General features: G+C 57.9%; 33 protein-coding genes. 9 read left to right on the top strand and 24 right to left on the bottom strand.

The window, feature by feature from the left end; translation table 11 throughout:
* The 20 genes from ACIPIZ_RS22630 to ACIPIZ_RS22535 all read right to left on the bottom strand — a co-directional run.
* The coding region (locus tag ACIPIZ_RS22630) for a baseplate J/gp47 family protein (RefSeq protein ID WP_401167558.1) at positions 1-713 on the bottom strand (713 nt) is incomplete at its 3' end.
* The gene (locus tag ACIPIZ_RS22625) at positions 710-1,036 is read right to left on the bottom strand and encodes a GPW/gp25 family protein (RefSeq protein ID WP_064391008.1); all 327 of its coding nucleotides are present in this window, start codon (positions 1,034-1,036) and stop codon (positions 710-712) included. The genes ACIPIZ_RS22630 and ACIPIZ_RS22625, both read right to left, overlap by 4 nt.
* A 5-nt stretch (positions 1,037-1,041) precedes the next feature.
* Positions 1,042-1,293 (bottom strand): hypothetical protein, encoded by a 252-nt coding sequence (locus tag ACIPIZ_RS22620; protein ID WP_401167555.1) that lies wholly within the window; start codon positions 1,291-1,293, stop codon positions 1,042-1,044.
* A 51-nt stretch (positions 1,294-1,344) separates the two neighbouring features.
* Complete coding sequence (locus ACIPIZ_RS22615; RefSeq protein ID WP_064391006.1) at positions 1,345-1,920, bottom strand: phage baseplate assembly protein V; 576 nt, start codon at positions 1,918-1,920, stop codon at positions 1,345-1,347.
* A complete protein-coding gene (locus tag ACIPIZ_RS22610; RefSeq protein ID WP_401167554.1) occupies positions 1,917-2,429 on the bottom strand; it encodes a hypothetical protein in 513 nt (170 codons plus the stop codon). Before ACIPIZ_RS22610 ends, ACIPIZ_RS22615 begins: the two co-directional genes overlap by 4 nt.
* Positions 2,422-3,087 carry a hypothetical protein gene (locus tag ACIPIZ_RS22605; protein ID WP_401167552.1) on the bottom strand — a complete coding sequence of 222 codons (666 nt, stop codon included), beginning with the start codon at positions 3,085-3,087 and terminating at the stop codon, positions 2,422-2,424. The genes ACIPIZ_RS22610 and ACIPIZ_RS22605 overlap by 8 nt, the downstream gene beginning before the upstream one ends.
* Positions 3,084-3,404 (bottom strand): hypothetical protein, encoded by a 321-nt coding sequence (locus tag ACIPIZ_RS22600; protein ID WP_401167550.1) that lies wholly within the window; start codon positions 3,402-3,404, stop codon positions 3,084-3,086. Before ACIPIZ_RS22600 ends, ACIPIZ_RS22605 begins: the two co-directional genes overlap by 4 nt.
* 2 nt (positions 3,405-3,406) lie before the next feature.
* Positions 3,407-4,402, bottom strand: coding sequence for a major capsid protein (locus ACIPIZ_RS22595; RefSeq protein WP_401167547.1), 996 nt, complete (start codon positions 4,400-4,402; stop codon positions 3,407-3,409).
* Positions 4,403-4,464: 62 nt separating this feature from the next.
* The gene (locus tag ACIPIZ_RS22590) at positions 4,465-4,809 is read right to left on the bottom strand and encodes a head decoration protein (RefSeq protein ID WP_401167544.1); all 345 of its coding nucleotides are present in this window, start codon (positions 4,807-4,809) and stop codon (positions 4,465-4,467) included.
* Complete coding sequence (locus ACIPIZ_RS22585; RefSeq protein WP_401167542.1) at positions 4,806-5,948, bottom strand: head maturation protease, ClpP-related; 1,143 nt, start codon at positions 5,946-5,948, stop codon at positions 4,806-4,808. The genes ACIPIZ_RS22590 and ACIPIZ_RS22585 overlap by 4 nt, the downstream gene beginning before the upstream one ends.
* Positions 5,945-7,429: a phage portal protein gene (locus ACIPIZ_RS22580; RefSeq protein WP_401167540.1), complete on the bottom strand. Its 1,485-nt coding sequence runs from the start codon at positions 7,427-7,429 to the stop codon at positions 5,945-5,947. Before ACIPIZ_RS22580 ends, ACIPIZ_RS22585 begins: the two co-directional genes overlap by 4 nt.
* Positions 7,429-7,635 (bottom strand): phage head-tail joining protein, encoded by a 207-nt coding sequence (locus ACIPIZ_RS22575; RefSeq protein ID WP_401167538.1) that lies wholly within the window; start codon positions 7,633-7,635, stop codon positions 7,429-7,431. The genes ACIPIZ_RS22580 and ACIPIZ_RS22575 overlap by 1 nt, the downstream gene beginning before the upstream one ends.
* A gap of 1 nt (position 7,636) precedes the next feature.
* Complete coding sequence (locus ACIPIZ_RS22570) at positions 7,637-9,664, bottom strand: phage terminase large subunit family protein (RefSeq protein ID WP_401167536.1); 2,028 nt, start codon at positions 9,662-9,664, stop codon at positions 7,637-7,639.
* 4 nt (positions 9,665-9,668) lie between these two features.
* Positions 9,669-10,271 carry a terminase small subunit gene (locus ACIPIZ_RS22565; RefSeq protein WP_401167535.1) on the bottom strand — a complete coding sequence of 201 codons (603 nt, stop codon included), beginning with the start codon at positions 10,269-10,271 and terminating at the stop codon, positions 9,669-9,671.
* 146 nt (positions 10,272-10,417) lie between these two features.
* The gene (locus tag ACIPIZ_RS22560) at positions 10,418-10,762 is read right to left on the bottom strand and encodes a phage holin family protein (protein WP_130909723.1); all 345 of its coding nucleotides are present in this window, start codon (positions 10,760-10,762) and stop codon (positions 10,418-10,420) included.
* 528 nt (positions 10,763-11,290) lie between these two features.
* Positions 11,291-11,650 carry a hypothetical protein gene (locus ACIPIZ_RS22555; protein WP_401167532.1) on the bottom strand — a complete coding sequence of 120 codons (360 nt, stop codon included), beginning with the start codon at positions 11,648-11,650 and terminating at the stop codon, positions 11,291-11,293.
* A complete protein-coding gene (locus tag ACIPIZ_RS22550; RefSeq protein ID WP_401167530.1) occupies positions 11,643-13,859 on the bottom strand; it encodes a VapE domain-containing protein in 2,217 nt (738 codons plus the stop codon). The genes ACIPIZ_RS22555 and ACIPIZ_RS22550 overlap by 8 nt, the downstream gene beginning before the upstream one ends.
* Positions 13,849-14,079 carry a TraR/DksA C4-type zinc finger protein gene (locus tag ACIPIZ_RS22545; protein WP_127926420.1) on the bottom strand — a complete coding sequence of 77 codons (231 nt, stop codon included), beginning with the start codon at positions 14,077-14,079 and terminating at the stop codon, positions 13,849-13,851. The genes ACIPIZ_RS22550 and ACIPIZ_RS22545 overlap by 11 nt, the downstream gene beginning before the upstream one ends.
* Entirely contained in the window at positions 14,072-14,590 is a 519-nt protein-coding gene (locus tag ACIPIZ_RS22540) for a phage regulatory CII family protein (protein ID WP_401167527.1), read from the bottom strand. The genes ACIPIZ_RS22545 and ACIPIZ_RS22540 overlap by 8 nt, the downstream gene beginning before the upstream one ends.
* A 337-nt stretch (positions 14,591-14,927) precedes the next feature.
* Positions 14,928-15,188 (bottom strand): hypothetical protein, encoded by a 261-nt coding sequence (locus ACIPIZ_RS22535; protein WP_401167524.1) that lies wholly within the window; start codon positions 15,186-15,188, stop codon positions 14,928-14,930.
* Between the two features lie 80 nt (positions 15,189-15,268).
* On the opposite strand from ACIPIZ_RS22535, the gene ACIPIZ_RS22530 reads away from it, so the two are divergent.
* Positions 15,269-16,000, top strand: coding sequence for a LexA family protein (locus ACIPIZ_RS22530; protein ID WP_401167563.1), 732 nt, complete (start codon positions 15,269-15,271; stop codon positions 15,998-16,000).
* A gap of 24 nt (positions 16,001-16,024) precedes the next feature.
* Here ACIPIZ_RS22530 and ACIPIZ_RS22525 read toward each other — a convergent pair whose 3' ends face one another.
* Together ACIPIZ_RS22525 and ACIPIZ_RS22520 are read right to left on the bottom strand one after the other, a co-directional pair.
* A complete protein-coding gene (locus ACIPIZ_RS22525; RefSeq protein ID WP_401167522.1) occupies positions 16,025-16,393 on the bottom strand; it encodes a hypothetical protein in 369 nt (122 codons plus the stop codon).
* Complete coding sequence (locus tag ACIPIZ_RS22520; RefSeq protein ID WP_401167519.1) at positions 16,390-16,866, bottom strand: hypothetical protein; 477 nt, start codon at positions 16,864-16,866, stop codon at positions 16,390-16,392. The genes ACIPIZ_RS22525 and ACIPIZ_RS22520 overlap by 4 nt, the downstream gene beginning before the upstream one ends.
* A 355-nt stretch (positions 16,867-17,221) precedes the next feature.
* On the opposite strand from ACIPIZ_RS22520, the gene ACIPIZ_RS22515 reads away from it, so the two are divergent.
* The 6 genes from ACIPIZ_RS22515 (at position 17,222) to ACIPIZ_RS22490 (ending at position 19,965) form a co-directional block, all read left to right on the top strand.
* Entirely contained in the window at positions 17,222-17,812 is a 591-nt protein-coding gene (locus ACIPIZ_RS22515; protein ID WP_401167517.1) for a hypothetical protein, read from the top strand.
* Positions 17,813-17,822: 10 nt separating this feature from the next.
* Positions 17,823-18,107 carry a phage antirepressor KilAC domain-containing protein gene (locus ACIPIZ_RS22510; protein WP_401167515.1) on the top strand — a complete coding sequence of 95 codons (285 nt, stop codon included), beginning with the start codon at positions 17,823-17,825 and terminating at the stop codon, positions 18,105-18,107.
* 158 nt (positions 18,108-18,265) lie between these two features.
* Entirely contained in the window at positions 18,266-18,583 is a 318-nt protein-coding gene (locus ACIPIZ_RS22505) for a pyocin activator PrtN family protein (RefSeq protein WP_401167512.1), read from the top strand.
* Between the two features lie 58 nt (positions 18,584-18,641).
* The gene (locus tag ACIPIZ_RS22500) at positions 18,642-19,061 is read left to right on the top strand and encodes a hypothetical protein (RefSeq protein WP_401167510.1); all 420 of its coding nucleotides are present in this window, start codon (positions 18,642-18,644) and stop codon (positions 19,059-19,061) included.
* Positions 19,058-19,693 carry a hypothetical protein gene (locus ACIPIZ_RS22495; RefSeq protein WP_401167507.1) on the top strand — a complete coding sequence of 212 codons (636 nt, stop codon included), beginning with the start codon at positions 19,058-19,060 and terminating at the stop codon, positions 19,691-19,693. Before ACIPIZ_RS22500 ends, ACIPIZ_RS22495 begins: the two co-directional genes overlap by 4 nt.
* Complete coding sequence (locus ACIPIZ_RS22490) at positions 19,690-19,965, top strand: pyocin activator PrtN family protein (protein WP_123451205.1); 276 nt, start codon at positions 19,690-19,692, stop codon at positions 19,963-19,965. Before ACIPIZ_RS22495 ends, ACIPIZ_RS22490 begins: the two co-directional genes overlap by 4 nt.
* 1 nt (position 19,966) lies before the next feature.
* Here the strand turns inward: ACIPIZ_RS22490 and ACIPIZ_RS22485 are convergent, their stop codons facing one another.
* Entirely contained in the window at positions 19,967-21,091 is a 1,125-nt protein-coding gene (locus tag ACIPIZ_RS22485; protein ID WP_401167561.1) for a site-specific integrase, read from the bottom strand.
* Between the two features lie 102 nt (positions 21,092-21,193).
* On the opposite strand from ACIPIZ_RS22485, the gene dusA reads away from it, so the two are divergent.
* Complete coding sequence (dusA, locus tag ACIPIZ_RS22480; protein ID WP_401167504.1) at positions 21,194-22,204, top strand: tRNA dihydrouridine(20/20a) synthase DusA; 1,011 nt, start codon at positions 21,194-21,196, stop codon at positions 22,202-22,204.
* A 51-nt stretch (positions 22,205-22,255) separates the two neighbouring features.
* Here the strand turns inward: dusA and ACIPIZ_RS22475 are convergent, their stop codons facing one another.
* On the bottom strand, positions 22,256-23,089 hold the full coding sequence (locus ACIPIZ_RS22475; protein ID WP_150648565.1) for an undecaprenyl-diphosphate phosphatase: 834 nt from the start codon (positions 23,087-23,089) through the stop codon (positions 22,256-22,258).
* Positions 23,090-23,677: 588 nt separating this feature from the next.
* Between ACIPIZ_RS22475 and ACIPIZ_RS22470 the strand changes: the two genes are divergently transcribed.
* The gene (locus ACIPIZ_RS22470) at positions 23,678-24,415 is read left to right on the top strand and encodes a winged helix-turn-helix domain-containing protein (RefSeq protein WP_105705143.1); all 738 of its coding nucleotides are present in this window, start codon (positions 23,678-23,680) and stop codon (positions 24,413-24,415) included.
* Positions 24,416-24,652: the final 237 nt, after the last annotated feature.

Below are 24,652 nucleotides of genomic sequence, written 5' to 3'. Positions count from 1 at the left end.
CATGCCGCCAGTCGTCGCTCGGCTTCCGCCCGGCTGGCTTCACCCTCAGGCCCCGCACTGCTCATGTGCAAAATGGCATCAATGCTGTAGTCGAGGATTTCCGCGCTTTGCACCTTGACCCGATCGCCGAGCGGCCGAACGTCTTCCTCATTCACTGCCAACCGCACCACGCCCAGCAGCTCGGCGCTGGCCTCGCCTTTTCCCTCAGTGCTGAGCACCGTTACCGTAACGTTGCACGGTGATGGACTTTCGGCCGAGGCGTCAGCCACCAGCCCCGAAGCGTTGCGTGTGTGCAGGATGTAGCTGTTACGCGGCCCGGCCGTGGTCAGCCCCTCATAAGCCAACTGGATGCGCTCGCGGTACGGGTCGTCTTCCTCCAGCACTTCAGGCACCGGCGGCGTGACGGTCAGATCCTCGGCTTGAATCACCAGGCGCGGCAGATTGACGTTGGCCCCAAGGTGGTCAAGGTCACTCTTGATCGCGTAGGCCAACAGCAGCGCCTTGGACGCGTCGTTGACCCGGGCGCGGTTGCCCAGCTTGATATAGGCCCCCGTCTCCAGCAGTTTGACCACCGGATCGGATTCCATGTTGGCCGTCCAGTTGTCGCCCAGGTCGACCCGAAAGGTGCTGAGGCAATCTTGAAAGGTCAGCTCATAATCCAGCGGTTCCAGCACGTCCGGCGCCGGCAGTGCGGACAGATCCAGAACACTCATGTACTCACCTCGGCCAAGAAGTCGTTGCCCAGGTACTTGCCGGCAACAACAAAATCAATCTTCCCGCCCAGCACCGCTTTCACACGGACGCTCTTAAGCTCCACGCGCGGCTCCCAACGCTCGATCGCGCGCGCCGCCTCGGCTTGAACTGAGCTTTTCCACCCGGCGTTTACCGGCAAGTCCACATAACTACGGCACTTGCTGCCGTACTCCGGACGCTTTCGCCGGCTGCCGATCGGCGTGCTGAGAATGTCGCCGATCGACTGAATAACGCTTGGCAAATCGGCAATGGGTTGGCCGGTGTGGCGATCCATTCCGATCATTTACGTCACTCCGGGTGTTCAATTTCGGGATGGGATTTCAGGTAGTTGACCGCCCGCTCATCGGACGCCGACACCTCGACAGTGGCCTTGACCACCGACAGCGTTCGATTCGTTCCAGGGATGCACAAGGTGCGCGAGGTGAAGACCGTATCGCGGAACTTCAACAGCAGATCCGGCGTTTGAAGTTGAGCTGGCACGGGTTGGCGAATCGGTGACGGCAGTTGCTCATCGATCGCTTGCTCATTGTTCTTGGCCATGGGTTTCCTCCGGGCATAAAAAAGCCCGCACTGGGCGGGCTGGATGGGTGATTAATGCTTGTGGTGATTATCGCTACTGCCGACGGCCATGATGTTCGCGTCGCCGTCGATGTTACCGGTGACGTGTAACGTACCGTCGATATTGACCGGCCCCTTGATGTTCACAGCGCCCTCAAGATCGATCGTTCCCGACTTCACTGTCACCGCGTTATCCGTAACGACGAGTTCTGTACTGCCGACTTTGATCGTCACCGTGCCGGTCGGCAGGGTGATGGTGTAGCTCTGGGCCTGCCAGTCGTAGACCAGCGAACCGCCATCATCAAAACGCCAGACCTCAACGTGGTCGCGATTGTCTGGCTGGGCGCCGGCATTGCCGTACAGCCCGGGAATGAAAGTGCCCATGCCGGCCTGGCCACTGGGGTTGAACAGCACGCCCTGCTCACCAGGACTCGGCGCGCGCCAGTGCCGCGCCTTGCCGGCGGCGAGGCTGTGCCAGCGCACCCAGGCACTTGTCCATTCGCCACTCGACACCCGCACAGTTCCTGCCGGTAGATCCACCCCCACCACCACGCAAGGCATCAGCATGGCCGCAATCATGCGGTCATGCTCTGCACTGGCGTAACTCATGGCGAGTCTTCCGGCGCCAACACAACTTCCACCGGATAACCACCGTTCTCGGGAACCACCTCGGGATCATCTGACCAAGGCCAATCCTCCGCACCCAAATACAGCTTATGGGTCCATTCAACGACCCATACGGTGTAGCCATCCAGCTCCGGCTTGGTCCAGTCCTGCATGGCCTGAACGAACTCCGCAGGCTCGACCGCAACGCCCCAGGTTTGCAGGCGCAACAGCACCGCCAGTTGGGCGGCCATGTGTGCGGCCTGCTGACAATGCTGCGCACGAATCGGGTCGACGATGATCCGCGCTTCGAACCTGCAGATCAGCGAGGTCTGCCCGGTACCGATGTCAGCACAGGGTTCCATTTCTGCCATTTCGATGAACACTGCAGGCAGCGCAATGCGATCCTTGATGTTGGGCCATGCCGTGACTGCTTTAACACCTGGCAGATGGCTCGATACCTGCTGTTCGATCGCCTGATAAAGCTCATCTAGGGTGAATGGTTCGTCAGACATTGGCCGTCCCCTTCAGGTACTTTTGAAACTCAAAGTTCAGCTCCTGCTGCAGGATCTCCAGCAAACGGCCATGGGCGCGCTTGACCCACTCGTCGAAGTGCGGACGGGCTCCCTCAAGCGACACTTTGGCCTTTGCCAGTGGAAAGCGACTGCCGTTCTCCGCGACCCATCCAGAACTGGCACCGCCCCTTGCCGACGCTGTCGTATCGGGGTAGTCGTTCGAATTGAAGTGCTTGCTTGCGGTACGGATCCAGATGTCGGGCTTGTTGCCGTAGACCTGTTTGAGGAAAGCGCCTTGATAACGGCGCCCCGCCACCGACACGCCGCTACCATTTTGCCGTGCGCGACCGATCCGGCTGGACTCAATGGCATTCAGTCCAAACCACAATTTACCGCTTGCGGCTCTGCCGGCGACCGGGTAGCTGCGCAAGCGCTGACGCACCGCCGCTACGGCGATGCGCTCCTGCCGGCCCACCGCACGCGCAATGTGAGTGCGCAGCCACCCTAACGTTTTGTTGATGGCTCGACGCTGAGCAGCAGCGGCAGCGTTCGGCACCAATGCAGCGAAACCTTCAAAGGCTTGCAAATCTGCCGCCGAAGACTGAATTGTCAGCATCCCGCCACTGGCCGAGGATTTGTAATAACTGCCGACGCTCATGCTCGCATCCTCAAGATCAAAGCGACCAAACCGTCTCCGCTCGGCTCGAGCTGAATCAGGTCGTAGTCACCACCGCCGTCCAAGGCAGGCAAGTCGACGCTAACCAGCATGCCCTGTTCCAGACCATGGGAATCACTGACGCGGATCTCGAAGCGCGGCTCGCGCAATCCGGTGTTGAGCTTGCCGAACTTGGGTTGCAGCCAGGGCGCGGCAAACATACCGAGCACTGGTTCTTCGCGCCCCTCAATCCGCGCGGTATCGCCCAGCGTTTCGAACACCACCGCGTCGACCTCGGCGATCAGATCGCGAAAGCCCACGGTCAGAGTTCCAGCAGGATCTGGGCGCGCGGTCGCGTGCAAAGATGCAGCGGGTTCGATTGCGCCTCACCAGCCATGCCTTTGTTGAAAGGCAGGGGCTCGATCATGCTGTAGTACGGAATGCCCTGGGTGTTGACCGTTTCCATGTAGTCAGCCGGCGCAAACACCGAGATGTACAGATCTGGCACGCCTTCAGGGATCAGAAGTGCCTTGTCGTCATGCACGAACGACACGCCGGCCACCTTGCCACGGTAGCGCTCCCAGATAATGCCGCCGAACTCGAAGCTTTCCCGGGCATCGCCCCGCAGCGCGGCCGCTTGCTGACTGTTGAGGTAGGTTTCTTTTACCGAGGGGTGGACGATGAACTTGTTCCAAAAGTTTTTACCGCAGAAGGCGCGCGAGCCAGTACTGGTCACGCTACCCAATGCATCCTCCTGCATATCCAGCGCCTCGCCGCATTGAACCCGCAATTCAGTCTCTGGATCCGCCAGTCCCATGGACATCTTTTGCCGCTTCACACCGAAGCGGTCATAGAGATCCAGCAGTACGGTTTTGCCATCGGCGTCGAGGATCTGGCCATTCAATGCGCCCATGCGCTGGAATTCGTGCGTGGCGTCCAACTGGCGCCGCGCCTTGGCCAACCGCGCATTGACCACGTCTTGCACCGCCTGCAACTCAGTGCGAGTACCGAAGGCGCGGATACCCTGAATCTCATCGGCTTTGATGGTGAAGCGTTCCGGCAGGTGCACGGTGTTGAACGGGATAAGGCTGCGCTTGCTGGCCGCGACCACCAGGCCGGACGTACCACGCTCACCGGCCGGCACCAGTGCCAGGGTGTCGCCGTCCTTCTCGATCTGCACGGTCAGGGTGGTAATGCCTTCCTCGCGAAACAAACCCAGTGCGCTGATGCGCCCTGGCAGGTACGGTTGATCATTGAGTGCAGCGGTCAGCGAATCGACGCTGAATGCTTCGTCGTCAAAAATGGCGATATCGGCCATGGGTACTCTCCAGAAACGAAAAATCCCGCACGCGGCGGGATGCATATAAAAAAAGGATCGACTTAGCGAACGATCACGAAATGAGTGGCGAGTGCTTTCTCGGCGGCCAGATCCAGGCCGGTCAGGTGTGCTTCGCTGACTTCGGCCAACCGCACCACGGCGCGGCCGCGACGCACCACATCCGACTCACCGAGCGGGCCGTAGAGAATGGCGACGGCGTTTTCCGTGCCGTCTTCCGCGGTCGGGTTGTACGGGGCGAACTCACTGGTCGCGGTCACCAGGCCGAGGATCTGACCAGGCTCCAGTGCGTGACCGGCAGCGAGGTTGATGGCTTCTCGCGAGATGGTCCCGGCGCCCTCGGAAAGCAGGAATTCACCTGCGTGCATCGGTTCGCGTTTGATAGTCATGGTCTTACTCCTTTAAAGGCTTGAGATTGAGCGGCCTGACGTGCCGCCCAAATCGACGGCGGATCGGGTTGCTTGGCTTGAATTTTGGGAGCCGGGTCTTCGTTCTGCGGGAGGCTGTTGTCGATCTCAAAGCCCCCGCCTTTCCCGACGACTTTGTCGAAGAGCCGCGCACGCACGGCGCTGGTATCCAGTCCGGCCTGCACAAACTCCACCGCAAACTCTGGTAACCGGGCGGCAACGCAGAGATCGCGGATCGACTTGGCCTGGGTGATCGCAGCCTGCACAGTCGCTTCGTCAACCAGCTTGGTCGCTGCAATCAGCGGTTCGATCAAGTTACTGATACCGGCCTGGGTGCATGACTGGGTGATCAGCAGAGCCAGCGCCGCCGCATCCGCACCAGGCGCCGATGACTCAGGCTGGTCGACCACCGGCTCGGTCGGTTTCGTGGGTTCGTTGAGCAGATCCAGCAGCGCCTGGGGCGTGCGCTGGTATTTCTGCATGACCGTCCCCTGCCCCAGACACGCCTTGATTTGCACACCGTCGCCTACTTCATCGGCCAATCCGAGGGCCACCGCTTCGCGAGCCGTAAGCCAGGTTTCTGCATCGACCAGGCGCCTTAACTCCACCTCGTCGATATCCGGCGCCTTGGCCTTGTAGGCTGTGATAATGAGCTCCAGCGCCTGATCTAACGCGGTCGCTACCTTGCGCATATCCTCGGCATCACCTGAGGCGTAGGTCCACGGGTTGTGGATCATCAGCGCGGCGTTTTCCGCGACTACCACTCGATGAGCGCCACAGACTGCAACGCTCGCGGCACTGGCAGCCAAGGCATCGACGCGGCCGGTACAGCGCTCCCCCAGACGCGACAGGGCGTTATGAATGGCCAGACCGTCGAACAGATCGCCGCCAATGCTGTTGAACGCCACCACAATCGGTGACGTACCGTCATCCAACGCGGCTAGGTCACGTACGAACTGATTGGCCGTGATACCCCAGGTGCCGATCTCACCGTAGACGTACACCTCGATAGTGCGCTGTTCGGCTTCACCGCTGGCCCGTAGGCTGTACCAGTGTTTGTCTCGCACGGGTAGTTGCCCGTCCAGTTTGTTGAAGATTCGAAGAGGGAACGGCGGTTTCATGGTTTCTCCTGATCGTCGTGTTCACTATCAATCTCGACGAGGGTTCGGTAATTGAGGCCCAAGTCGCGGGCACGTTGAGCGTCGGCGGCGTTTTCCGCGTCGACCGTTTCGGAGTCATAACCGGTTCGCAGACACATCTCACTGCGCGAACCGAACCCGGCATTGACCTCAAGCATTCGCGCCTGCACGTCCTGCACCGGCTGGATATAGGCCCAGCCTTGAGGCACCCAGCGCGTGCGCAGAAATTCGCGACGACGCTTGGCGTAGTCCGGCAACTCGATCACGCCGCTCAATACCGCCATGTCGAGCCAAGCAGCGCGGACCGGCCGGCAAAGCTGGTGGATGTAGACGTTGAATTGCAGTTGTTCGAGGCGGCGCCGGAACTCGTTGAGTACGACGCGCAGCGCACGGTCGTTGATGCCTTTCATGTCGCCCGTGAGGATCTCGTAGGGCGTGTCGGTACCCGCTGCCGCTGCCATCAGTTGCTGCCGCATGAAGTCCGGGTAGTTGTTGCCGGCATCCGGTGGTTTGGAGAACTCGACCTCCTCACCCGCGCCCAGCTCCTGCATGGTGCCGGGTTCGAGTGCAACCATAGGTGTGAAGCCGTCGCGGTCAGCGGTGATCAGTTGGCCGGTGACGGGGTCACGTGGCACCTGCCCCATATCCGGCGACGGGCGCTTGATGAAGCCGGCGAACAGATTGGAAACCTCCTGCCGGAACAGCACCGCGTCGTCGTAGTTGTCGAGACTGCGCAGTCGTTTGAGAACCGGTGACATACGCGGCACGCCGCGCAACTGCCCCGGTTCCAGTGGTTCGAAGATGTGCAGCACCTGGCTGGCCGGCACGCGCACCAGTTGGTTGTAACCGCTGTTGATCGACGACGCATCACGCGGGTGCGAGCGGTACATCCAGTAGGCCACGCGCTTGCCGGCCGGGTTGAACTCGATCCCGGCACGGATGATGTTGCCGGTCTTGGTCATCTCGAACTTGTCGTGCGGCACGAACTCTGGTGCCAGGGTCTGCAGCTGCAGCGGCACCACCAGACCATCGTCCAGACTGCGCGGACGCAAGCGCACAAAACATTCACCTGCCGTTTCCACGGTGCGAGCCACCAGCGCCTGCTGCCCGTAAAAGTCGCAGAGACCGTCGGCATCCGACTCATCGGCCCAGTCGTCCCACAATTCCTGCAGCAGGTTGCGCAGGTCTTCGTCTTTTACCTTTGGGCGTGGCGTGATGCCGGTGCCGATCAGGTTGCTGACGCGTTTATTGATGGCGTTGGCCGCATACGGGTCATTGCGCACCGCCGCCCGTGAGCGGGCACGCAGGTTGCGTAGCGCCGGGGTGTTGATGCTGTTGATACCATCGTCGGTCGCGTCCCAGCTAGCAGATCGGCGACCCTCCCCGGCGCCCTCGTAGCTGGCCTTGATGTTCGATGGCAGCAAGAATCCGCTACGGGAAAGCGACGGGAATTGTCGAGCCATCAGATTCCCTTGCCTCCATGACTGAGCCGCACAACCCGCGAGCGTGGGCCGGCAGCGCTGGAGAGCGAACTGCGGATTTCTTCCCGTGCGCGGAGCAGCTCATCAACGTCACGGTATTCCACCGTTCGGTCGCTATAGCGCACGGTCTTTTCGCCACGCGCGATGGCGCGCTCGATGGCGTCGAGGTGTTTCGAGGTAAAGGACATATCAGCGTCTCTTCAGGTAACCGCTGGTGGAACTGCGGCGTTGAGGTGGTGCGGCAGGGGGGCGCGCTGGAGCGACTGGTACAGCAGGTGGTGGTGCGGCTTGAGTCTGTCGCACAGCCGCGGGCGCCGGTGTTTGCTCTGCATCAAGTCGCTCGCCCTTAACAGGCTTGATGCCCAGGGCATCGTCGAACAGACCGGACTGGGCCAGCGCCTGACGCACCCGATCCCAATCGTGTTCCTGATAGCGGTTGATGCCGAGGTAATGCGCCATCGCGAGGCAGTACACCATCAGGTCGAGCGCTTCGTTGCGCTCAGCCTTGCCCTTCACCCATTCGATACGCTTGTGTCCGCGTACGTAGCGGACGACTTTGCGTTCGGCGACGCACTGGGCGAAAAATTCGTCCGGCAGGTCGTTGGCAAAGTGCAGCGATCCCGGACCGTCCGGGAATGGATAGCGGTTGTAGATCCAGTCTTTGGCGGTGTCGGTACCGACGAACCACAACTCGGCACCGTTGCGTTCGGTCTGGCCCTTCCACGTCACGTCGACCATGGACGGGCGCTGTGCAATCACCGGTCGGCCCGGCTTGCTCGCACCCTTGATGGCGAAGATGTTGCGCCAGCGACGAACGCGGCAGAACTGGTAGACCTCATCGGTGTGGTGACCACCCGAGTCGACGCCCACGGCGAGGATCGCCAGACCCACACCACAAGGATGCCGGTAACGAGCCTTGAGTTTCTCGTCCAGCACCGCCCAGGTGCGTTCGTCTGCCGGGTCGCCCCAGATGATCTGGTGGTCAACAACCCAGCGCTCCATGCCGACGCCGAAGCCCATCACCATCAGCTCCAGGCGATTGGCCTGGACGTCGACGGCGCCGGTCAGCATCAAAACTCCGGCAGGCATCGCACCGAGGGTGTACGTTTCCAGCCTCGCCCGAGCGATCAGCACTTCCGCCTTGGTCTGTTCGAGCGCGCTGTCCCAGACCTTAGCCAGACGAGTGTTGTAGAACACCTGCATCAGGCTTGTGTCACCTTGGGCCTGAGCTTTCTTGGCGTCTTCAAACTCCTCGGCAAGGCCGGCCCAATCCATCCAGCCGGTCGGCGAATACAGCGCGTTGAGATGAAAGCCAACAGTTTTGCCGTCGCCACCAGCATGAGCGCGCCACTCGCCTCGGGCGAGCATGTCGCTCTTGTGGTGCTCCTCAATCAGCACGTCGCATTCAGGCGCTGCGCACTCGTAATGCACAGTGCTGAGGTCCTTGCTGTAGTGCAGCCGCTCCCATTCCAACACCTGCATATGACCGCAGGTAGGACATGGCACGTAGTAATAGCGCTGGTCGCTGGACTCAAACAGGTCGGCGATCCGCGAGGCACCTTTGATCGTCGGCGAGCTGGAGAAGTAGATCTTAGCGTTGCGACCGAAGTTGGTCGCACGCGTCTCTGCCAGCTTGATGGGGTCACCTTCCTGGCCGACGTCATTCTCCCAGCGGTCGACTTCGTCGCCGTAGATATAACGCGCCGACAGCTCCGAAAGGTTGGCCGCAGAACCGGCGGTGGTTACGTACAGCGAACCACCCTCAAATTCCTTGGTGTCCATCGTGTTGCGTGCGTCCCGCGATCGGGTAGCCGCGACCCGCTCGCGCAGAACGGGAGTGGCCTTGATGGTCTTGCTGATCCGCCCCGACACACGCTTGGACAGGCCGAGGCTGGGGAGCAGCGCCAGAATGTTCGACGGCGCCATGTGGATCAGACCACCCATCCAGTTCAGGGCGATCTGGGTTTTCATCAACTGCGAGGCCACCATGGTGATCACGCGTCTGCAAGGGTGAGCCGGCGACAGGCAGCGCATTGGCTCGCGGGCATAAGGTGTCCGTGAGGTGCGGTACTGGCCGGGCTCAGGGGCACCGGTGTCACGCGGGATTCGCATGTACTCGTCGGCCCATTCGTCGATCCAGAGATCTGGGTCGGGGCGCAGTCCACGGAAATAGGACTCACGGTACACCTCTGCACCGTCAGGAAATTCCGTGTGCATAGGTTCAGTCCGTTGTCATGGCGTGCTCAAGATCTGCTGAAGAGAGCCGCTCGGCCTCCTCCAGCGTTCGACGGAAGGTGGCGGTCAGGTGTTTTTCGATCAACCAAGGATCGGTCATGGCCGCCAGGTCATGCGACAGTTGCGGTAGCGGACCGAAAAGCTGATCACGCAGCAAACGCCCGGCGTTGTAGGCACCGGTTTCGACCGCCTCCTTGGACACCAACGAGCCTTGGGCTTTGCCCAGCTCGATCTCCGCCAACTTCGCCATGTTGTGTTCGCGCAAAGCGCGAGCCTTTTGGAAGTCCGGTAACTTGCCGTCGCCGGTAAGCACCTGCGGCGGCGCAGCCGTGGAAGTCGGCTCGGTCTGGGTGGACAGTTGTCTGTAAACGTCACGCTGAATCCGGTCCTGCTGGTGTCGTTCGGCGACGGCGACCTTGCTCGGGTCTGCGGTGTCGCGAATTAGCGCTTCGGTGGCATGTACATCAACCTGTTTGCCGTTGGGCGAAAGCACCAAACGGTTGTTGTCTTTCAGCCAGGTGATGTAACTCGGCGACCTGCCGAGCCGGGCCGCGAAGGCACTCTTCGACAGGTAGGCTGGTTCTGTCATGAGCTCTCCTTTTTCAACCTATTTCAATAAATCCTTTCAAGATTTCAATGATTGAAATTTCAGTAAGCTGGGGGCGCTCCCGCTAACACTTTCCCGCGGGTTTCCGACCCCGTACCCTCCGAATAACCTCAGGGTCCCCGGCGGTTTCAAGCTGGCCCGCCGCCATTCGGCGGGACGTCGCACACGCCAAGCCGCTTCGCAGCCCAGCGTTCGTACAAGCCGATGGCAACATCCGCGCCCGCCATCGCGGTGAGGCAGCCCAACGCCCCCGCCGTCCACAGCGACATGCCGGCCGCGATCATCAACATCATCGCCGTCACCCCGCAGACAATGCAGGCACCCGACCGAAGCGCGAGTCTGCGCAACAATGCCCAGCCCCGCGCCCCATCCTTGTCTGCTCGCCACATCTCCCCCGATACGCCACCGACCAGAGCCAGGACGATCACTAACCAGATCGGCATTTCTGCCAGTGCTTGTTGCTCGCTTGTCATCGCCTACCCCATGAACGCAAAAACCCGGCGCAATGGCCGGGTTTGGTGGTGTGGTGCCTGCCGCTCTCTGCGGTCGCACCTATCGAAGATGACTACTTTTTACAGGTCGATTCCGGTGGCAGCAACCCTGCTTTAATGCCACCAGGTGAATAAGTGGGTAACGCAGGGTGAACGCCTAGCGAATGTCGGCGAATACACCACCACGGCATTCTGTTGTTGCGGCGGTGTCCCATACGTCCCACCTTTCAGAATCGAAGTGGGACGCCTGAGAGCGCCTAAATTCGGGGCTTCGCCCCACTGTCCTACTTATCTTTCTTCTTTCTCGTGTAAAGGAAGAAGTTTAAAGAACACACGTTCGCGCGTAAGCGCGTAGTGCTCGCCCGCTACGCTCACACGGGCGGGAGGCACTACTAGGCGGGACGGTGGGACAACCCAACAACGACAAGGCCCGCACCTGTCCCACTGCATCAAAACGCAGCGAGACAAGACGGGCCAGTGGGACAACAACAGCCAGACGAATTCTTGGGGTCACGCAGCCAGCCCCATCATCACGCCGAAGATCTGCAGATGCGCATCATGCAAACGTTGGTAGTACGTGTCGCGGCCACAACCGCAGTGGGCATACCGCAAGCGCATATCCACATCAAGCGTGCAGTAATGCTCCCGCACCACCGTCACCAGCTCCGGCGAGAGGTGCTTGGTCACGATCAGCTCAATGTCCAACGAACTCTCCAGCGGCGCGCGGAAAGCACGTCGCCCCCTGATCAGTTGCCCGTTGCTCTCCATCATCATGGCAACCATATTTCCCCCGGCCAGCCCTCCTTTTGAATGTTCTGAATGCAGCTCCTGCGCCCACAACCGAAGCAGCGAATCGATCTCCTTAATCAAAACAAGGCTCCTCGAACGATTCACGCTGTAACGCCGAGGCACCGCCCCACCCTGCCGGCTTCTTGTAAGCCCAAGGCCGCTGCCCACTCTTCACCAGTGCAGGCAACCGCACGCGCCGCCAACCCAAGCGATGCATGATCGCGCCGACGCGCATCTGCTCCGGCTTACCCCAATGCCCAAAGTCCAACTTGAGCGCACTGGCCAGCACCTCACTGCCGGTGGTGGTTTCGCCAATCTGCGACTCTTCCAACCAGGTCAGAATTGGCCCTTCCCACTCATCCACGACGAAGCGCTCGTCCTGCTCCTCGCCGAACATAGGCGCCTCATCCAGCGTCACCCACCAGAGGTCGCCCGCGTCGTAGCAGAACACAGCCTCGGCCCACAACTGATCACGCATCGAGCGCAACAAATCCAGATCCACCTTGGTACACGCGACAGGCCAGTAACGCCGGTTGCCGGTGGCGTCCTTCAGATACTCGTCTTGGTTGGTTGTACCCACGAAAACACACTGGCGTGGCACGTCCATCGTTCTACGGCCGTAGCTCTCGCGATAAGTGTCAGTGGACGCCGAAAAGAACTGCTTGGCCTTCGTGCTCTCGGCCTTGTTAAAGCTATCCAGCTCGCCCAGCTCGACGATCCACTTGCCCCGGATCGCCTGAAAGCCATCCTTGTCACCGAGCGCAAACGGCGTGTCCATAAACCACTCGCCGCCGAGGATGCTCATCGCCGTCGACTTACCGGCGCCCTGTGCCCCTTCCAGAATCATCACCGAGTCAGCCTTGCAACCCGGCTTCATCACTCGCGCGACGGCCGACAACAACCAACGCTTGCCGACCTTGGAAGAATAGTCAGTAGCCTTAACGCCCATTACCTCCGTCAGCCAGCTTTCAAGACGCGGCACCCGATCCCACTCCAGCTTGCGCAGGTACTGCCTTACTGGATGAAACGCATGGTCATGCGCAACCACACTCACCGCCTCGATCACATGCGAGGCCTTGACCCGCAAGTTGTACTGCTGCGCGAGCCATTTCATCACCCGCACATCATCGATATCCGCCCAATCGCCCGTGCCGCCGCCATACGGGGCAGCGCGCAGTTTCACGATCTTCGAGCTGAAAGCGCTGTAACTGATCACCCCGGCCCAGCGCTCATCGTTGGCCAGAATCAATTCGACGTTCTGCATATGCGCAATCAACGCGCCGCTTTCACTGCGGGCCAGCATGTCCTTCCAGCCACCAGCGGCCGGCGGCTTAACCACCGCCAACACCTGACGACGCACCGCCTCCAAACCTTCCGCGACATGCAGATCGTTGAAGTCGGTCCACTTGGCTCCCCGCTCACCGGAAAAGATCGGTGCAACCACTTGGCCACCGACGATCAGCGCCGCGTTATTGGCCTTCTCTTCGCCGGGGTTCCAGGCATCGCCATTGGGCTTCGTGGTCTTCCAATCATCGTCGCGGCAGATGATCAGCGGGCAGCCGGCAAACCGCTCGCGCATGGCCTTGCAAACCACCAGCAAATTGCCCGCATCAAACGCAATCGCCACGGTGAGTGACGTGGCCATATGCAGACTTGCGCCGGTCGCGTAACCCTCACACACCAGCACCGGCTCACCCGGATCCGGGTGCGGCCCGATCAGATGGAAAGCGCCCTCCTTCGACATGCCGTAAGGCCAATAGGACTTGTCCCGACCGGTGTCCTCTTGCTTGGTCGGGAACACCACCTGCAGTCCGACAATCTCGTCACGCACATTGCTCATCGGCACCAGAAACGCACCGGAGCGCGGCGCATACCGAACGCCGAAGCCGACAATCTGCTTGCGATCCAGATAGTCGCTACGGCCCTTCTCCGGCATGCGCTTGAACATACCGGCCGCTCGCTTGGCCGCACGACGTGCCGCGTTGGCCGATATCTCAGCCGCGCGACGTTTGGCCTCTTCCTGCCGAGCGCGCATAACTTCGCGTTCTTCAGGCGACATCCGTCCAGCCTTGACCTTGATCTTCTGAGACTCGCCCGAACGCCAGTCACCGAACGCACCGAAGATCAGCGTCTCGCCTTTCTCCGTGTGCTGTTCATGAACGACATACCAGCCGTTTTTTTCCTTGCCCTTGTCTTGCGTCGTCTTGCAGCGTGTCAGCTTGCCGAACACCAAAGGCTGCGCAGGCTCAAGGCCATAATCAGCGAATTGCCCCAACACCTCATCGAGCATGACGAGCCTCCATCATTTCCTCAATGGCAAGGCATCCCACGCACTGCGTACAGCCGGGCTGCGCCAAACGGCGAGCCTCCGGGATAGGGTCATCGCACGTTTCGCAAAAGAGAAACGAATGCGCCGCCAAAGCAGGCTTGGCGGCGAGAAGACGTGCAGCCAGCGCTTGATCAACACGCTCCTGCACCAGGTCATTTGCAAAGTCAGCAATGTCAGCCACGATCAACACCCCGCGTCGTCTGGTTGACATACGTGGCGCGGTTGAACAAACCCAACAGCCCCTGAATCCCACGGAACACCTGCAGACGAATCGCGGCCAACTCCTTATCGGAAACAACCCCGTCACCAATGCTCTTGGCCCAGGTATCCGCCAGATCCGCGACCTGCCGGAAGTACTCGGCAATCCCGGTGGTCAGCGTCTCGGGCATGTCGTTGGTGTACGCCTCAGCCAACTCCTGCCAAGTCGTGTCACCGACCAACGCATGCACCGCATCCAGAATGCGACGATCCTTGGTCAGCTCCAGAATCTCACCGAACTCTTGAATGTTCACCGTGTGGCTTGGGTGGGTTGGGGACAGCTTGTGCTGCAGCGTGGTCGCATTGCGGCCGGTGGTGGCGGCGATGGCTGCGGCGCCGCCTGGGTAGTCCCGTGCGGCATGGTAAAGCGCGAGATCGAGCGGCAAAACTTCCCGCTGCGCCCGCTCAACAGAACTCAGAGCGATACGGCTCATGGCATTAATCCTTGTAAGTTGCCAGTGCCGCGCGACATGCAGTGGTGATACATTTGCCGCGTGGCTTGAAAGGGCCCAAACGCCGGCTAGATCTTCGGGATCGACACCGGCACCGTGCCGGGGCGAGCAATCCGTTGCTCACCCCTGGCGCAACAGCTGCCAAATCTGTGGTGGAAGAGGCAGCAACACCAAGGCTTCCGAGCCTTGGAAAAGCGCGATAAAGAGAGGTGGTTGCATGTGGTGTGCCCGCCTATCTTTATCGCGACCCGACAGCGCTGTGGTGGTGCGTGCCGGGAGGAATTGGGCGGCCTTTTAGGCCGCCTTTTTTCTGGAGATGCTATGCAGCAGCCTTCTGCGGCGCAGATACATTCAACAACCACGCGGATTCAAACGGGTTGCCCTTCTGCTTTGCAGCTGTCGCCAAAAGCACAGCATATTCTGTTTCACCGGTGTAGTCGGTTCGCGGCAGGCAGGCTGACTGGCGCCACTTATGCAGTGCCTGATAACTTCTGTCACATACCTTGGCGGCGGCACCGATGCCACCGACAGCTTCAAAAGCGAAAGCAATGGCGTTCGGAAAATCTGTGGGAACCAACATTGGCAATCTCAACTTATCAACCAGAAATTGATATTAAACATCAACTGACTATTTCGCAAGTTCCGTGGCACTCTCAACCTATGGTTGACAAAAATGAACTACGAGCCGCTTTTAGCTCGCGCCTACACGAAGCATTAGACGACGCCGGCGTACGCAGCCGGGGTCGTGGCGTGGACATCCATCGTCAGTTGAAGAGTCTGGGGGTTGATAAGACCACCCAAGCTGTCAGCAAGTGGCTGAATGGAGAATCCATGGCCGAAGCTGATAGCATGGTTGCGCTCTGCACCTGGCTGAAGGTTCGCCGGGAGTGGCTTGAATACGGTGTGCTGCCTAAGGAACAGACCGTTGAAGATAACGTTCGCCAGTTGGTCGTCGGCGGAGAGAGCAACGTCAGCAAAATAAATCAACGCTTTGGAAAGGTCCCGCTGATCTCTTGGGTACAAGCCGGAGCCTGGTGCGAAGCGATTTCGAACGTTGAAGGCCATGACGCAGAATCATGGTTGTCTTGCCCTGTACCAATCAGTAACAACGGATACGCATTGAAAGTCCTCGGCGACTCAATGACGAACCCTGGGCCCGGTCGCAGTTACCCAACGGGCTGCATAATTTTTGTTGACCCAGAGGCTGAAGCTAAGACGGGTGATCGAGTTATCGCTAGAGTCCCGCGCACTAATGAAGCGACATTTAAGATTTTGGTCGAGGATGCTGGGCGGCAGTTTTTGAGACCAATCAATCCGCAATATCCAATCATTGACATTACGGAAGAGACTCATATATGCGGCAAAGTTGTAGGCTCATTCATACCTGAATAACTTTAAAAGACTCTGCAACCCGTATTAGAAATTCACTGAACTTATTATTTCATCTAGAACCTGATCCATACCATATTTCATATCGTTTACAACCCTATAAAGATCCTTAAACGTTTCCAAACTTTCCTTGGTACCGAGGTCCTTTGAATTATAATTAACCATCTCATTAAATTCATGCCAATACTCATCTGGCATACTTGCGAGATCTTCTATTCTTTGTCGCCCCGGGTAAAACATCAATGCATAATGGTCATCATGCCTTTTCAAAATAGACCATTTATATTTTTGATCATACCTAAAAAATATTTCGCCTTCATGTACTCCCTGAAGGACGTCTGTAATTTTGTGCGAGTTTTCAATCATTGCATTTGCGGCAACCACAATCTTACTCATGATCCACTCCCGGCAAGCTCATCAATATTTTGAACGTTTAAGTGCCTAACCTTTTCACGAATCTCGCTGATCAATGCACGCTTTTTTGGTTCTGTAATTGGCGTAATCTTCAAGTCACGATCAATTAAACGTTCAAGCTTTAATATCTGCTTAGACATCAAGCCGCTAATTTTATCATTTCCTCTGATTTGCCCTAATAGATCATGAAATATATTCAATATCGTATCGGTATGCGCAGGATCATTCGCATTGAAATTATTCAACAGCTCAAGCTTTTCTTTAATCTCAGAAAGAGTTAGCTGATGCGAATAATTAAAGAGCAATGAAAACACAGAGGCAATTGCTTTCCGCTTAAAAACGAAAAGATATATCGCAATAATGGAGGCAATTGAGGACGTAAAATTTGCAGCAAAACTTACAAATGAGACGATTCCATCCAATGTCATTTTTTTGATCACCTGAATCCATCTCAATTTAGAAGTCCCTCAACGGATTCTGCTCAAAGCCCATCTGAATATCAACCTCATTCAAAATTTAGTGTCGAGCCCATCCACCTAAAAATGGGCCCAGTACAAACATCAACCAATGGTTGTTGACAAATATCTACCAATGGTTGATATTTTTCTCACTCTCCACCACAGAGCGAGGCAACACCATGCACGCCACAGCAACCCTGCACGTCCATCCAGCCACTGCTAACCCCTTCCATATCTTTGAGATTCGCCGCCTTGCCCGCGAGAGCGGCTGCGCGTTCGCCATCAGCAAACCGAAGCTGACAGTGCGCACCACTCCTGCCCCAGTCAATCCGAACGGCGGAGGGCACGCGGCATGATCAAGTACAAAATCGACAACCGCACCCTCCAGCTGCTCAATGCCCAGGTCAACCTGACCGAAACCTTCAACCACGTCCTGCGGACTGCGCCTAGGCGCGAGTGCCTGGCGTTTCGCCTCAAGGTTGAACGTGGTATCTCAGAAAGCACCTTCGTCGTGGAACTGGGCAGCGAACGCCACACGCTGACCCTGTCGAACGAAAAGAAGATGCACCTCAAGCTGGCCGACTTCATCGAAGAGATCGCCAACGGCCCGTTCGATGCAAGCAACACCAGCGATCTGGTTCACCGCACGCACGCCAGCCGTGAATACGGCCGCTTTGAAATATCGGACAAGCAGCGAGTTTTTGAGCTGGTGCGCACCGGCGGCGTGCTGAGCCTCGACATGGGCTTCGACTACCCACTCCGGGTTGCGCTGCACCGCACTCAATCGCGCTCAGGCGTCACCACCATCCTGAGCATCGGTAACAAAAGCCCGCACACCCGGTGCTTCACCGTGTACGGCAGCGATGTCGAGATCTACGGCAAGATCAGCGAATCCATCAACCACCTCGCTGCTGCGGCCACCCCAGCCGCGCACGCGGCATGAGGAGGACGCCATGGAACACACCCTCGCCCAAGCCGCAGCCCAACTCGGCACGACCCGCCCCAAGCTGATTGCACGCATGCGTGAAAAAGGTCTGCTCAACAAGCGGAACCTACCGACCTACCCCACCCGTGATCGCGATTACCTGCGAATCAAGGACGGCCAGTGGTACCACGATCAGCTCGGCATGCAGTACAGCCAATCGACCCGGATCAAACAGCCCGGTATCCGTTGGCTGGCTGAACAGTTGGGAATCGACCTACCCGCCATTCCGGCAGACAGCCGTGACGTGGCCTAGGGAATACGCCCGCCAGATCATCGCCATGCGGACACGAGAGGAGCGAAACGCCGCGCTCCTCGAAGTGCCCGAACATCTGCGCGAGCTGACCAGAACGCATTGCCTGAACGCCTGGAACCACCCGGCCAGAAAACAACGCAAGGAGGCCCAACAAAGCCATGAGTAACACAGCACAAAACCCGCTCCGCTTACACCCGGCACCGGAGTCAGCCACCGTCGAACTGCTTTACCGCATCTTCGGCGACGTCCTGATCCCGCTGGACAAAGTGCGCGAGCAGTACTTCCGCAACCTCAACGAGCAATCGTTCGTGGCCGAGATCAGCAGCGGCCGCATCCAGCTCCCCATCACCACGCTGGACACCAGCCGCAAGGCACCGAAGTACGCACACATCCGACACGTCGCCTCACTGATCGACATCCGCGCCTACAAGGCCGACGAAGACATGCAGCGACACCAGGACGACACCAACGAGTAACACCCACCAACCGAACGGCTGCCACCACCAGCCTGTGACATCACCAGGAGCACACCACATGACCGCAATTCAGATCTGCGCACTCATCGCTCTGATCATTCTGGCCGGGCTATTAGTATGGGCCGGCTACTTCATGGGCCATAGCGACGGCATGTCCGCTGGCATGAAGGAAAGCGACGAGATCCAGCGTGCCGAAAGCGCAAAGACGGTTCGCGAATTAAGGGCATCTCTCGACTTCATCAAAGCCGACCACACCCGGTTGTCGCAACACTGCAAACGTCTACAGATAGTGATGGCATTCGGAGGCCCCGAGCGCTTAGCACTTCTGGAAATCGCCGAGAAACTTCGCATTGCCGCCGACACATTCAGTGCATTCCGCACAGGCAAAAAACTGGAGCGCGACACTCGCGCGCTGCGCGACCGAGCTCTCGACATGGCTGAGCAACTGGCTCCCTTTGATGTGGGAGACGCCGCATGAACGAGATCCTTACCCACTCCAACATCCACCGCGACACGGCATACGCCTCACCAGCGCCGGACGAACCAACGCGCAATCGAACCGCGGAGAAAAGCGGCATGCAAATGGACCAGCACAACACCCAATCCACGACCGCTTTGCTCTGCGAAGAAGTGAGCGTCGACACGCTAGAAACAAACAGCCTCTGCTGCGAAGCAGCAGGCATTATTGCTCCTCTAAGCAGCACCACCGAGGCGCTTCCCCCCCACGAAAAGCTGCGCGAGGCAGCCACACCCAATGCAACGCTAATCGCTCAGAATCGCCCGCCCGCGCAGCCTGCTGTGGGGTATACGCACCCTGAATGCATTCTCGAAAGACCGCCAAGGCTAGTCGTCGAAGTAGTTCAGATCGACGAGCGAGTCGAGTTCGAGAAAGAGTTTCCAATACCTGAAGGCCTGCAGTACTGCAGAAAGCGCGTGACGTACATCAGGACACCAGGAGCGAGTAAGTCTGACACGTTCGCCCGCGAGCATTACGCCTATAAAGCGGGTTTCGCAGCATGGATGCGTCGGGCGTGGAAGCAGGCAGCGCCGGAATGGCTGAAACTCAGCAGAGAACAACAGGATCAACCCGCAGTCCAGGAGGAAAAATGAACACTGCTTTCATTCTGATGGCTCAGTACAACGGCCAGGCGATCATCCCACTGGACATGGTTTGCAAGGACTACTTTACGCACCTAACCACCGATATGTTTCAGCGCAAGGTCATGGCCGGGCAGATCAAAATCCCGATCACGCGGATGGAGCCGAGCCAAAAAAGCGCAAAGGGTATTCACATTACTGATCTGGCGGCTTATTTAGATCTGCAACGGGAGGCTGCGGTGAAAGAATTTAACCAGCTTAACGGATACCGCCGAGCGAGCTGATTCACTGCTTACCCCAGGCGCCAAGCTTCACGGGCGCCTGGATAACCTTCTCTAACCACGGCCATCCGGCATAGTGGTCCCCCCTCCCTCGCAGATGGGTATATCGACGTAACGAGTTCCAGTCACGATGCCCGGAAACACTGGCTACTCGCGGAATATCCCAATCCATTTCGAACAAACGGCTCACACCATCGTGTCGCAGATCGTGGAAGTGGAGATCTTCAATTTCCAGAAACTTGCATGCCTTCGCCCAAGCCGTGGAGATCGATGACGAGTTGTACGGGAAAATCTCCGCACGCTCTTTTGGCATGCTCTGCAGAATGCTCCATGCTTCATCTGGAAGGTGGCACCAAACGTCATTGCCAATCTTCTGCCCTGGGTTCTTCATGTCGCGCACCAGCACCCGCTGACCCGTTTCATCGACGTCTTCCCATCGGATTCGGCTGATCTCATCCTGTCGACGCGTGGAGAACACCGCGAAGCCAATAACCTTAAGCATGTTGATCGAACTGGGTCGACGTTGCTGCATGCCAGTGAAATGCTCGAGCAACTTATCCAGTTCCTCCTTGGTCGGCCGTCGGTCGCGTTCTCGGCTCTTCATGTTGTAGCCCAACTTCCGAAGCACCTTCCGAGCGTCCGCCATCGCGTGGGGGTCTACCTCATACCCCCAAGCAGGTCGCGCGATCGAAAGGACAGCCCCAAGGTGCGCCAGATCGTTGCCTGCAGTCTGCGGCTGAACACCACCGCCCTCCTTGCTCATTCGCCAAAGCGCAAAGTCCACCAACCGCTGACTATTGATATCTGAGTCCACGGTCTGACCAAAGTGCGATGCTGCAATAGCATTGAGGGTGGCTTCCTTGGTCTTTCCCAGCGGCCGGACCTTCTCCATTTCGGCCAGATATTGTTTGATCATGTCCTCTACGTTGACGCCCTTGCGGTTCGCGCGCTCAATCGCACCAGGCTGATCTAGCTCAGCCTCACGTCGCCGCACCCACGCTTGTGCCGCCTGTTTCCGGGCGAAGGTCTGGCTCTCTTGGTAGACTTGCGCTCCATCGCGAAACAGGCGTATCTGTGCCGTGTAACTGACTGAGCCATCGGTGCGTTTTCGTGCTCTGATCGTTGCCATAGTCGACTGGTACAATTCCGAAAGTGATTGGTACATTGTACCAGCGACATCGAAAAAACGCCTGAAAACGCCTAAAAACACGCTATAAATACGTTGAGCCAAATGGTACAAAATACCCACTCCAGCCCAGTAAACTCAAGCCCTGCGCTGTCTCGGCGGTTCTCCGTTGCGCCCATGATGGATTGGACTGACCGCCATTGCCGTTTCTTCCTACGCCTCCTGTCGAAGAACGCCTTGCTCTACACCGAAATGGTCACCACCGGCGCGCTCCTGAACGGCGATCACGAACGCTTCCTCCGTCACAACGAAGCCGAGCACCCTCTCGCGTTGCAGTTGGGCGGTAGCGTTCCGTTGGATCTCGCAGCCTGCGCCCGCATGGCCCAAGAGCACGGTTACGACGAGGTAAACCTGAACGTCGGCTGCCCAAGCGATCGTGTGCAAAACAACATGATCGGCGCGTGCCTGATGGGTCACCCGCAACTGGTGGCGGATTGCGTGAAGGCGATGCAAGACGCGGTGTCGATTCCAGTGACGGTAAAGCACCGCATCGGCATCAACGGTCGGGACAGTTACGCGGAGTTGTGTGATTTCGTCGGCACTGTCCGCGATGCCGGGTGCACGAGTTTTACCGTGCATGCGCGGATTGCGATTCTGGAGGGGTTGTCGCCGAAGGAGAATCGTGACATTCCGCCGTTGCGCTATGACGTGGCGGCGCAGCTGAAGGCGGATTTTCCGGAGTTGGAGATTGTGCTGAATGGCGGGATCAAGACGATGGAGGCCTGCCATGAGCATTTGCAGACTTTTGATGGGGTGATGTTGGGGCGTGAGGCTTATCACAATCCGTATTTGCTGGCGGAGGTGGATCAGCAGTTGTTCGGCAGTTCGGCGCCGGTGATCAGTCGGGCTGAGGCGTTGGCGCAGTTGCGTCCTTATATAGCCGAGCATTTGCTGGCGGGTGGTGCGATGCATCACATCACGCGGCATGTGCTGGGCCTGGGTACGGGGTTCCCGGGGGCTCGGAAATTCCGTCAGTTGTTGTCGGTGGATATTCACAAGGCCAAGGATCCGCTGGCGTTGCTGGATCAGGCTGCCGAGTTGCTTGAAGGGCGTTAATCCTCTCCTCTTACACTGCGCCAGGCGGATTGCTCCGCCTGGCGTCAGCATTCAGGCGGCCGCTGCTGCGGTCCAGTTGACCCAGCCAAACAGCCACGTTGCCAGAATCAACAAACCAAACGCGATCCGATACCACGCGAACGCGGCATAACTGTGGTTGGCAATAAACTTCAGCAACCCACGCACGGCGATCATCGCGAAGATAAATGCGGTGACGAAGCCGAGGGCGAAGACTGGCAGGTCGTTGGGTTGGAACAGGTCGCGGTACTTGTAGCCGGAGTAGACGGCGGCGCCGACCATGGTGGGCATGGCGAGGAAGAACGAGAATTCGGTGGCGGCTTTACGCGACAGGCCGAACAGCAGGCCGCCGATGATGGTCGAGCCGGAGCGCGAGGTGCCGGGAATCATCGCCAGGCATTGTACGAATCCGACTTTCAGTGCGTGAGACCAGCGCATGTCGTCGACGTGTTCGACGCTGATCACATGGCTGCGCTGTTCGGCCCACAGCATGATGATGCCGCCGACGACCAGGGCCACCGCGACGGTGATCGGGTTGAACAGGTATTCGTGGATCGCGTCGGCGAACAGCACGCCCAAGACCACGGCGGGCAGGAAGGCGATCAGCAAGTTGAGGGTGAAGCGTTGTGCATTGCGTTGAGTTGGCAGGCCTTTGATGATTTCAAAGATCTTCGGTCGAAACTCCCAGACGACGGCAAGGATGGCACCCAGTTGAATAATGATGTTGAAGGCCATGGCGCGTTCACCGCCGAATTCCAGCAAGTCGGCGACGATGATCTGGTGGCCGGTACTCGAGATCGGCAAGAACTCGGTCAGGCCTTCTACCGCACCTAATATCAACACCTGGAAAAGGGTCCAGAAATCCATTAATCCTCCGTCAGAGCGCTCTTGATGAGCGACCGGGTAATAACACTCAGGGGTTGAGTATCTGAAGTTACACAATTGGCGTATATGAAGATCAAAAGATCGCAGCCTTCGGCAGCTCCTACATTTGTAATGCATTCTCCTGTAGGAGTTGCCGAAGGTTCGGGCCGCGATCGGACGATCTTTTGATCACAAAGAATAGGTCTTATGAATTGTCACACTCAAGCCATGTTAGTAATCGTCGGCTGACGAACTACGCAGAAAATATTTAGGCCTTTTTGCAGAAAAAAGTTGCCCTGGCAATAAAGTGTGATCAATATCACATTATCCAGAGATGGCCAGACAGTGGCAATTGGACATGGACAAAGCCATCGCAATAAGCTCAAAATAGTGGCACCATTGCATATCGCCACCATCTAAGCAGTAGTTCACCCCTCCGAGAAAATCAACTAAAAGCTTGAAAAGCTTAATTATTGTTAGAAAACTCGCGAGACACGTCTAAAATCCGCGCAAATGTTACCAATTGTCAGTCACAGATGAGAACCGGTGCTTTAACATCCCGATGTCAGCACTAATTCGAGTCAATGCACGATGCTCTCAGGGAACTTAGCGACTAGAAGCCCGCGCCCGACAAATGACGAACCTGGTGTTCTCACTCTGGGTCGTACCCGTGGCGTGGCTGAACATTTTAGAGCGCTGGTCGCCAAGCATGTGCACACTGAGATGGCACTTGAGGCTAGTTCCTACACTAGCTCATATCAGCTGAATGAATATTGCGGCTCTTATCGGGCCATCTTTCTGGTCATCGACAACCCACAGGCGCTGGAAGACAATCTGGCGTTGGTGCAGAACCTGCGCAACGGTAACTTGAAACCGATCATTTGCGCGGTCATCACCGGTCGTGGTGCATTCAACAAGATCAAATACTATCTTGCCGGCGCGGACGCGTGTATCAAACTTAATACCGTTGCCGATGACGGTGCCGATTTGCTGAGTGAGTTCTTCAGCAGTGAAGAGTGGCAGCGCGATATCAACCTCACGCTTGATCCGACGCGTATCTGCCTGATGGACACCGGCAAGAAACTCGACATCTCGTTTGCCGAGATGAAGATCCTCGAAGCCTTTGCGCAAACCAGTAATCACATACTCAGCCATGATGAAATCGCCAGCATCATGGGCCTGAATACCAATTTCTACGACCCTCGAGCGCTGGAAAAATCGATCAGCCGCTTGCGTGGAAAAATCAAGGACATGTATGGTACAAACGCGATTCAGAGCATTCGCGGCTATGGCTATCGCCTGCTGCGGGGTCTGATATCGACTGCCTGACTCAAGGGCAGCCACCCTTTTGCATGCGTACGAAGGATCGTCTAATGCAACCATATCGTTCTATCTGCATCTCACGCCTATTAGAAATCAAGCAATTGAATGAGCGCGGCAACACGACCCATAACAATAAAACTCCATAACATAGCAGCAGTTCGAGTGGAATTTATCGAGGCCATTCTTGGGCCCAGACCCTGCCTATCGATTACTTCCGAGGAAGTCATTGCTCGCCTGCCGATT

It is taken from the genome of Pseudomonas sp. NPDC087690 (assembly GCF_044743175.1).
Lineage (GTDB): Bacteria > Pseudomonadota > Gammaproteobacteria > Pseudomonadales > Pseudomonadaceae > Aquipseudomonas.
Note: the sequence above shows the minus strand (reverse complement) of the source record. Positions and strands in the feature narration are given on the sequence as shown.

Bases quoted from the DNA above. Each gene is read 5' to 3' on its own strand.
- ACIPIZ_RS22625 (WP_064391008.1), bottom strand. From the start codon at position 1,036: ATGATCGGAATGGATCGCCACACCGGCCAACCCATTGCCGATTTGCCA.
- ACIPIZ_RS22620 (WP_401167555.1), bottom strand. From the start codon at position 1,293: ATGGCCAAGAACAATGAGCAAGCGATCGATGAGCAACTGCCGTCACCG.
- ACIPIZ_RS22615 (WP_064391006.1), bottom strand. From the start codon at position 1,920: ATGAGTTACGCCAGTGCAGAGCATGACCGCATGATTGCGGCCATGCTG.
- ACIPIZ_RS22610 (WP_401167554.1), bottom strand. From the start codon at position 2,429: ATGTCTGACGAACCATTCACCCTAGATGAGCTTTATCAGGCGATCGAA.
- ACIPIZ_RS22605 (WP_401167552.1), bottom strand. From the start codon at position 3,087: ATGAGCGTCGGCAGTTATTACAAATCCTCGGCCAGTGGCGGGATGCTG.
- ACIPIZ_RS22595 (WP_401167547.1), bottom strand. From the start codon at position 4,402: ATGGCCGATATCGCCATTTTTGACGACGAAGCATTCAGCGTCGATTCG.
- ACIPIZ_RS22590 (WP_401167544.1), bottom strand. From the start codon at position 4,809: ATGACTATCAAACGCGAACCGATGCACGCAGGTGAATTCCTGCTTTCC.
- ACIPIZ_RS22585 (WP_401167542.1), bottom strand. From the start codon at position 5,948: ATGAAACCGCCGTTCCCTCTTCGAATCTTCAACAAACTGGACGGGCAA.
- ACIPIZ_RS22580 (WP_401167540.1), bottom strand. From the start codon at position 7,429: ATGGCTCGACAATTCCCGTCGCTTTCCCGTAGCGGATTCTTGCTGCCA.
- ACIPIZ_RS22575 (WP_401167538.1), bottom strand. From the start codon at position 7,635: ATGTCCTTTACCTCGAAACACCTCGACGCCATCGAGCGCGCCATCGCG.
- ACIPIZ_RS22570 (WP_401167536.1), bottom strand. From the start codon at position 9,664: ATGCACACGGAATTTCCTGACGGTGCAGAGGTGTACCGTGAGTCCTAT.
- ACIPIZ_RS22565 (WP_401167535.1), bottom strand. From the start codon at position 10,271: ATGACAGAACCAGCCTACCTGTCGAAGAGTGCCTTCGCGGCCCGGCTC.
- ACIPIZ_RS22560 (WP_130909723.1), bottom strand. From the start codon at position 10,762: ATGACAAGCGAGCAACAAGCACTGGCAGAAATGCCGATCTGGTTAGTG.
- ACIPIZ_RS22550 (WP_401167530.1), bottom strand. From the start codon at position 13,859: ATGCTCGATGAGGTGTTGGGGCAATTCGCTGATTATGGCCTTGAGCCT.
- ACIPIZ_RS22540 (WP_401167527.1), bottom strand. From the start codon at position 14,590: ATGAGCCGTATCGCTCTGAGTTCTGTTGAGCGGGCGCAGCGGGAAGTT.
- ACIPIZ_RS22535 (WP_401167524.1), bottom strand. From the start codon at position 15,188: ATGTTGGTTCCCACAGATTTTCCGAACGCCATTGCTTTCGCTTTTGAA.
- ACIPIZ_RS22530 (WP_401167563.1), top strand. From the start codon at position 15,269: ATGGTTGACAAAAATGAACTACGAGCCGCTTTTAGCTCGCGCCTACAC.
- ACIPIZ_RS22525 (WP_401167522.1), bottom strand. From the start codon at position 16,393: ATGAGTAAGATTGTGGTTGCCGCAAATGCAATGATTGAAAACTCGCAC.
- ACIPIZ_RS22515 (WP_401167517.1), top strand. From the start codon at position 17,222: ATGATCAAGTACAAAATCGACAACCGCACCCTCCAGCTGCTCAATGCC.
- ACIPIZ_RS22510 (WP_401167515.1), top strand. From the start codon at position 17,823: ATGGAACACACCCTCGCCCAAGCCGCAGCCCAACTCGGCACGACCCGC.
- ACIPIZ_RS22505 (WP_401167512.1), top strand. From the start codon at position 18,266: ATGAGTAACACAGCACAAAACCCGCTCCGCTTACACCCGGCACCGGAG.
- ACIPIZ_RS22500 (WP_401167510.1), top strand. From the start codon at position 18,642: ATGACCGCAATTCAGATCTGCGCACTCATCGCTCTGATCATTCTGGCC.
- ACIPIZ_RS22495 (WP_401167507.1), top strand. From the start codon at position 19,058: ATGAACGAGATCCTTACCCACTCCAACATCCACCGCGACACGGCATAC.
- ACIPIZ_RS22490 (WP_123451205.1), top strand. From the start codon at position 19,690: ATGAACACTGCTTTCATTCTGATGGCTCAGTACAACGGCCAGGCGATC.
- ACIPIZ_RS22485 (WP_401167561.1), bottom strand. From the start codon at position 21,091: ATGGCAACGATCAGAGCACGAAAACGCACCGATGGCTCAGTCAGTTAC.
- dusA (WP_401167504.1), top strand. From the start codon at position 21,194: ATGGTACAAAATACCCACTCCAGCCCAGTAAACTCAAGCCCTGCGCTG.
- ACIPIZ_RS22475 (WP_150648565.1), bottom strand. From the start codon at position 23,089: ATGGATTTCTGGACCCTTTTCCAGGTGTTGATATTAGGTGCGGTAGAA.
- ACIPIZ_RS22470 (WP_105705143.1), top strand. From the start codon at position 23,678: ATGCTCTCAGGGAACTTAGCGACTAGAAGCCCGCGCCCGACAAATGAC.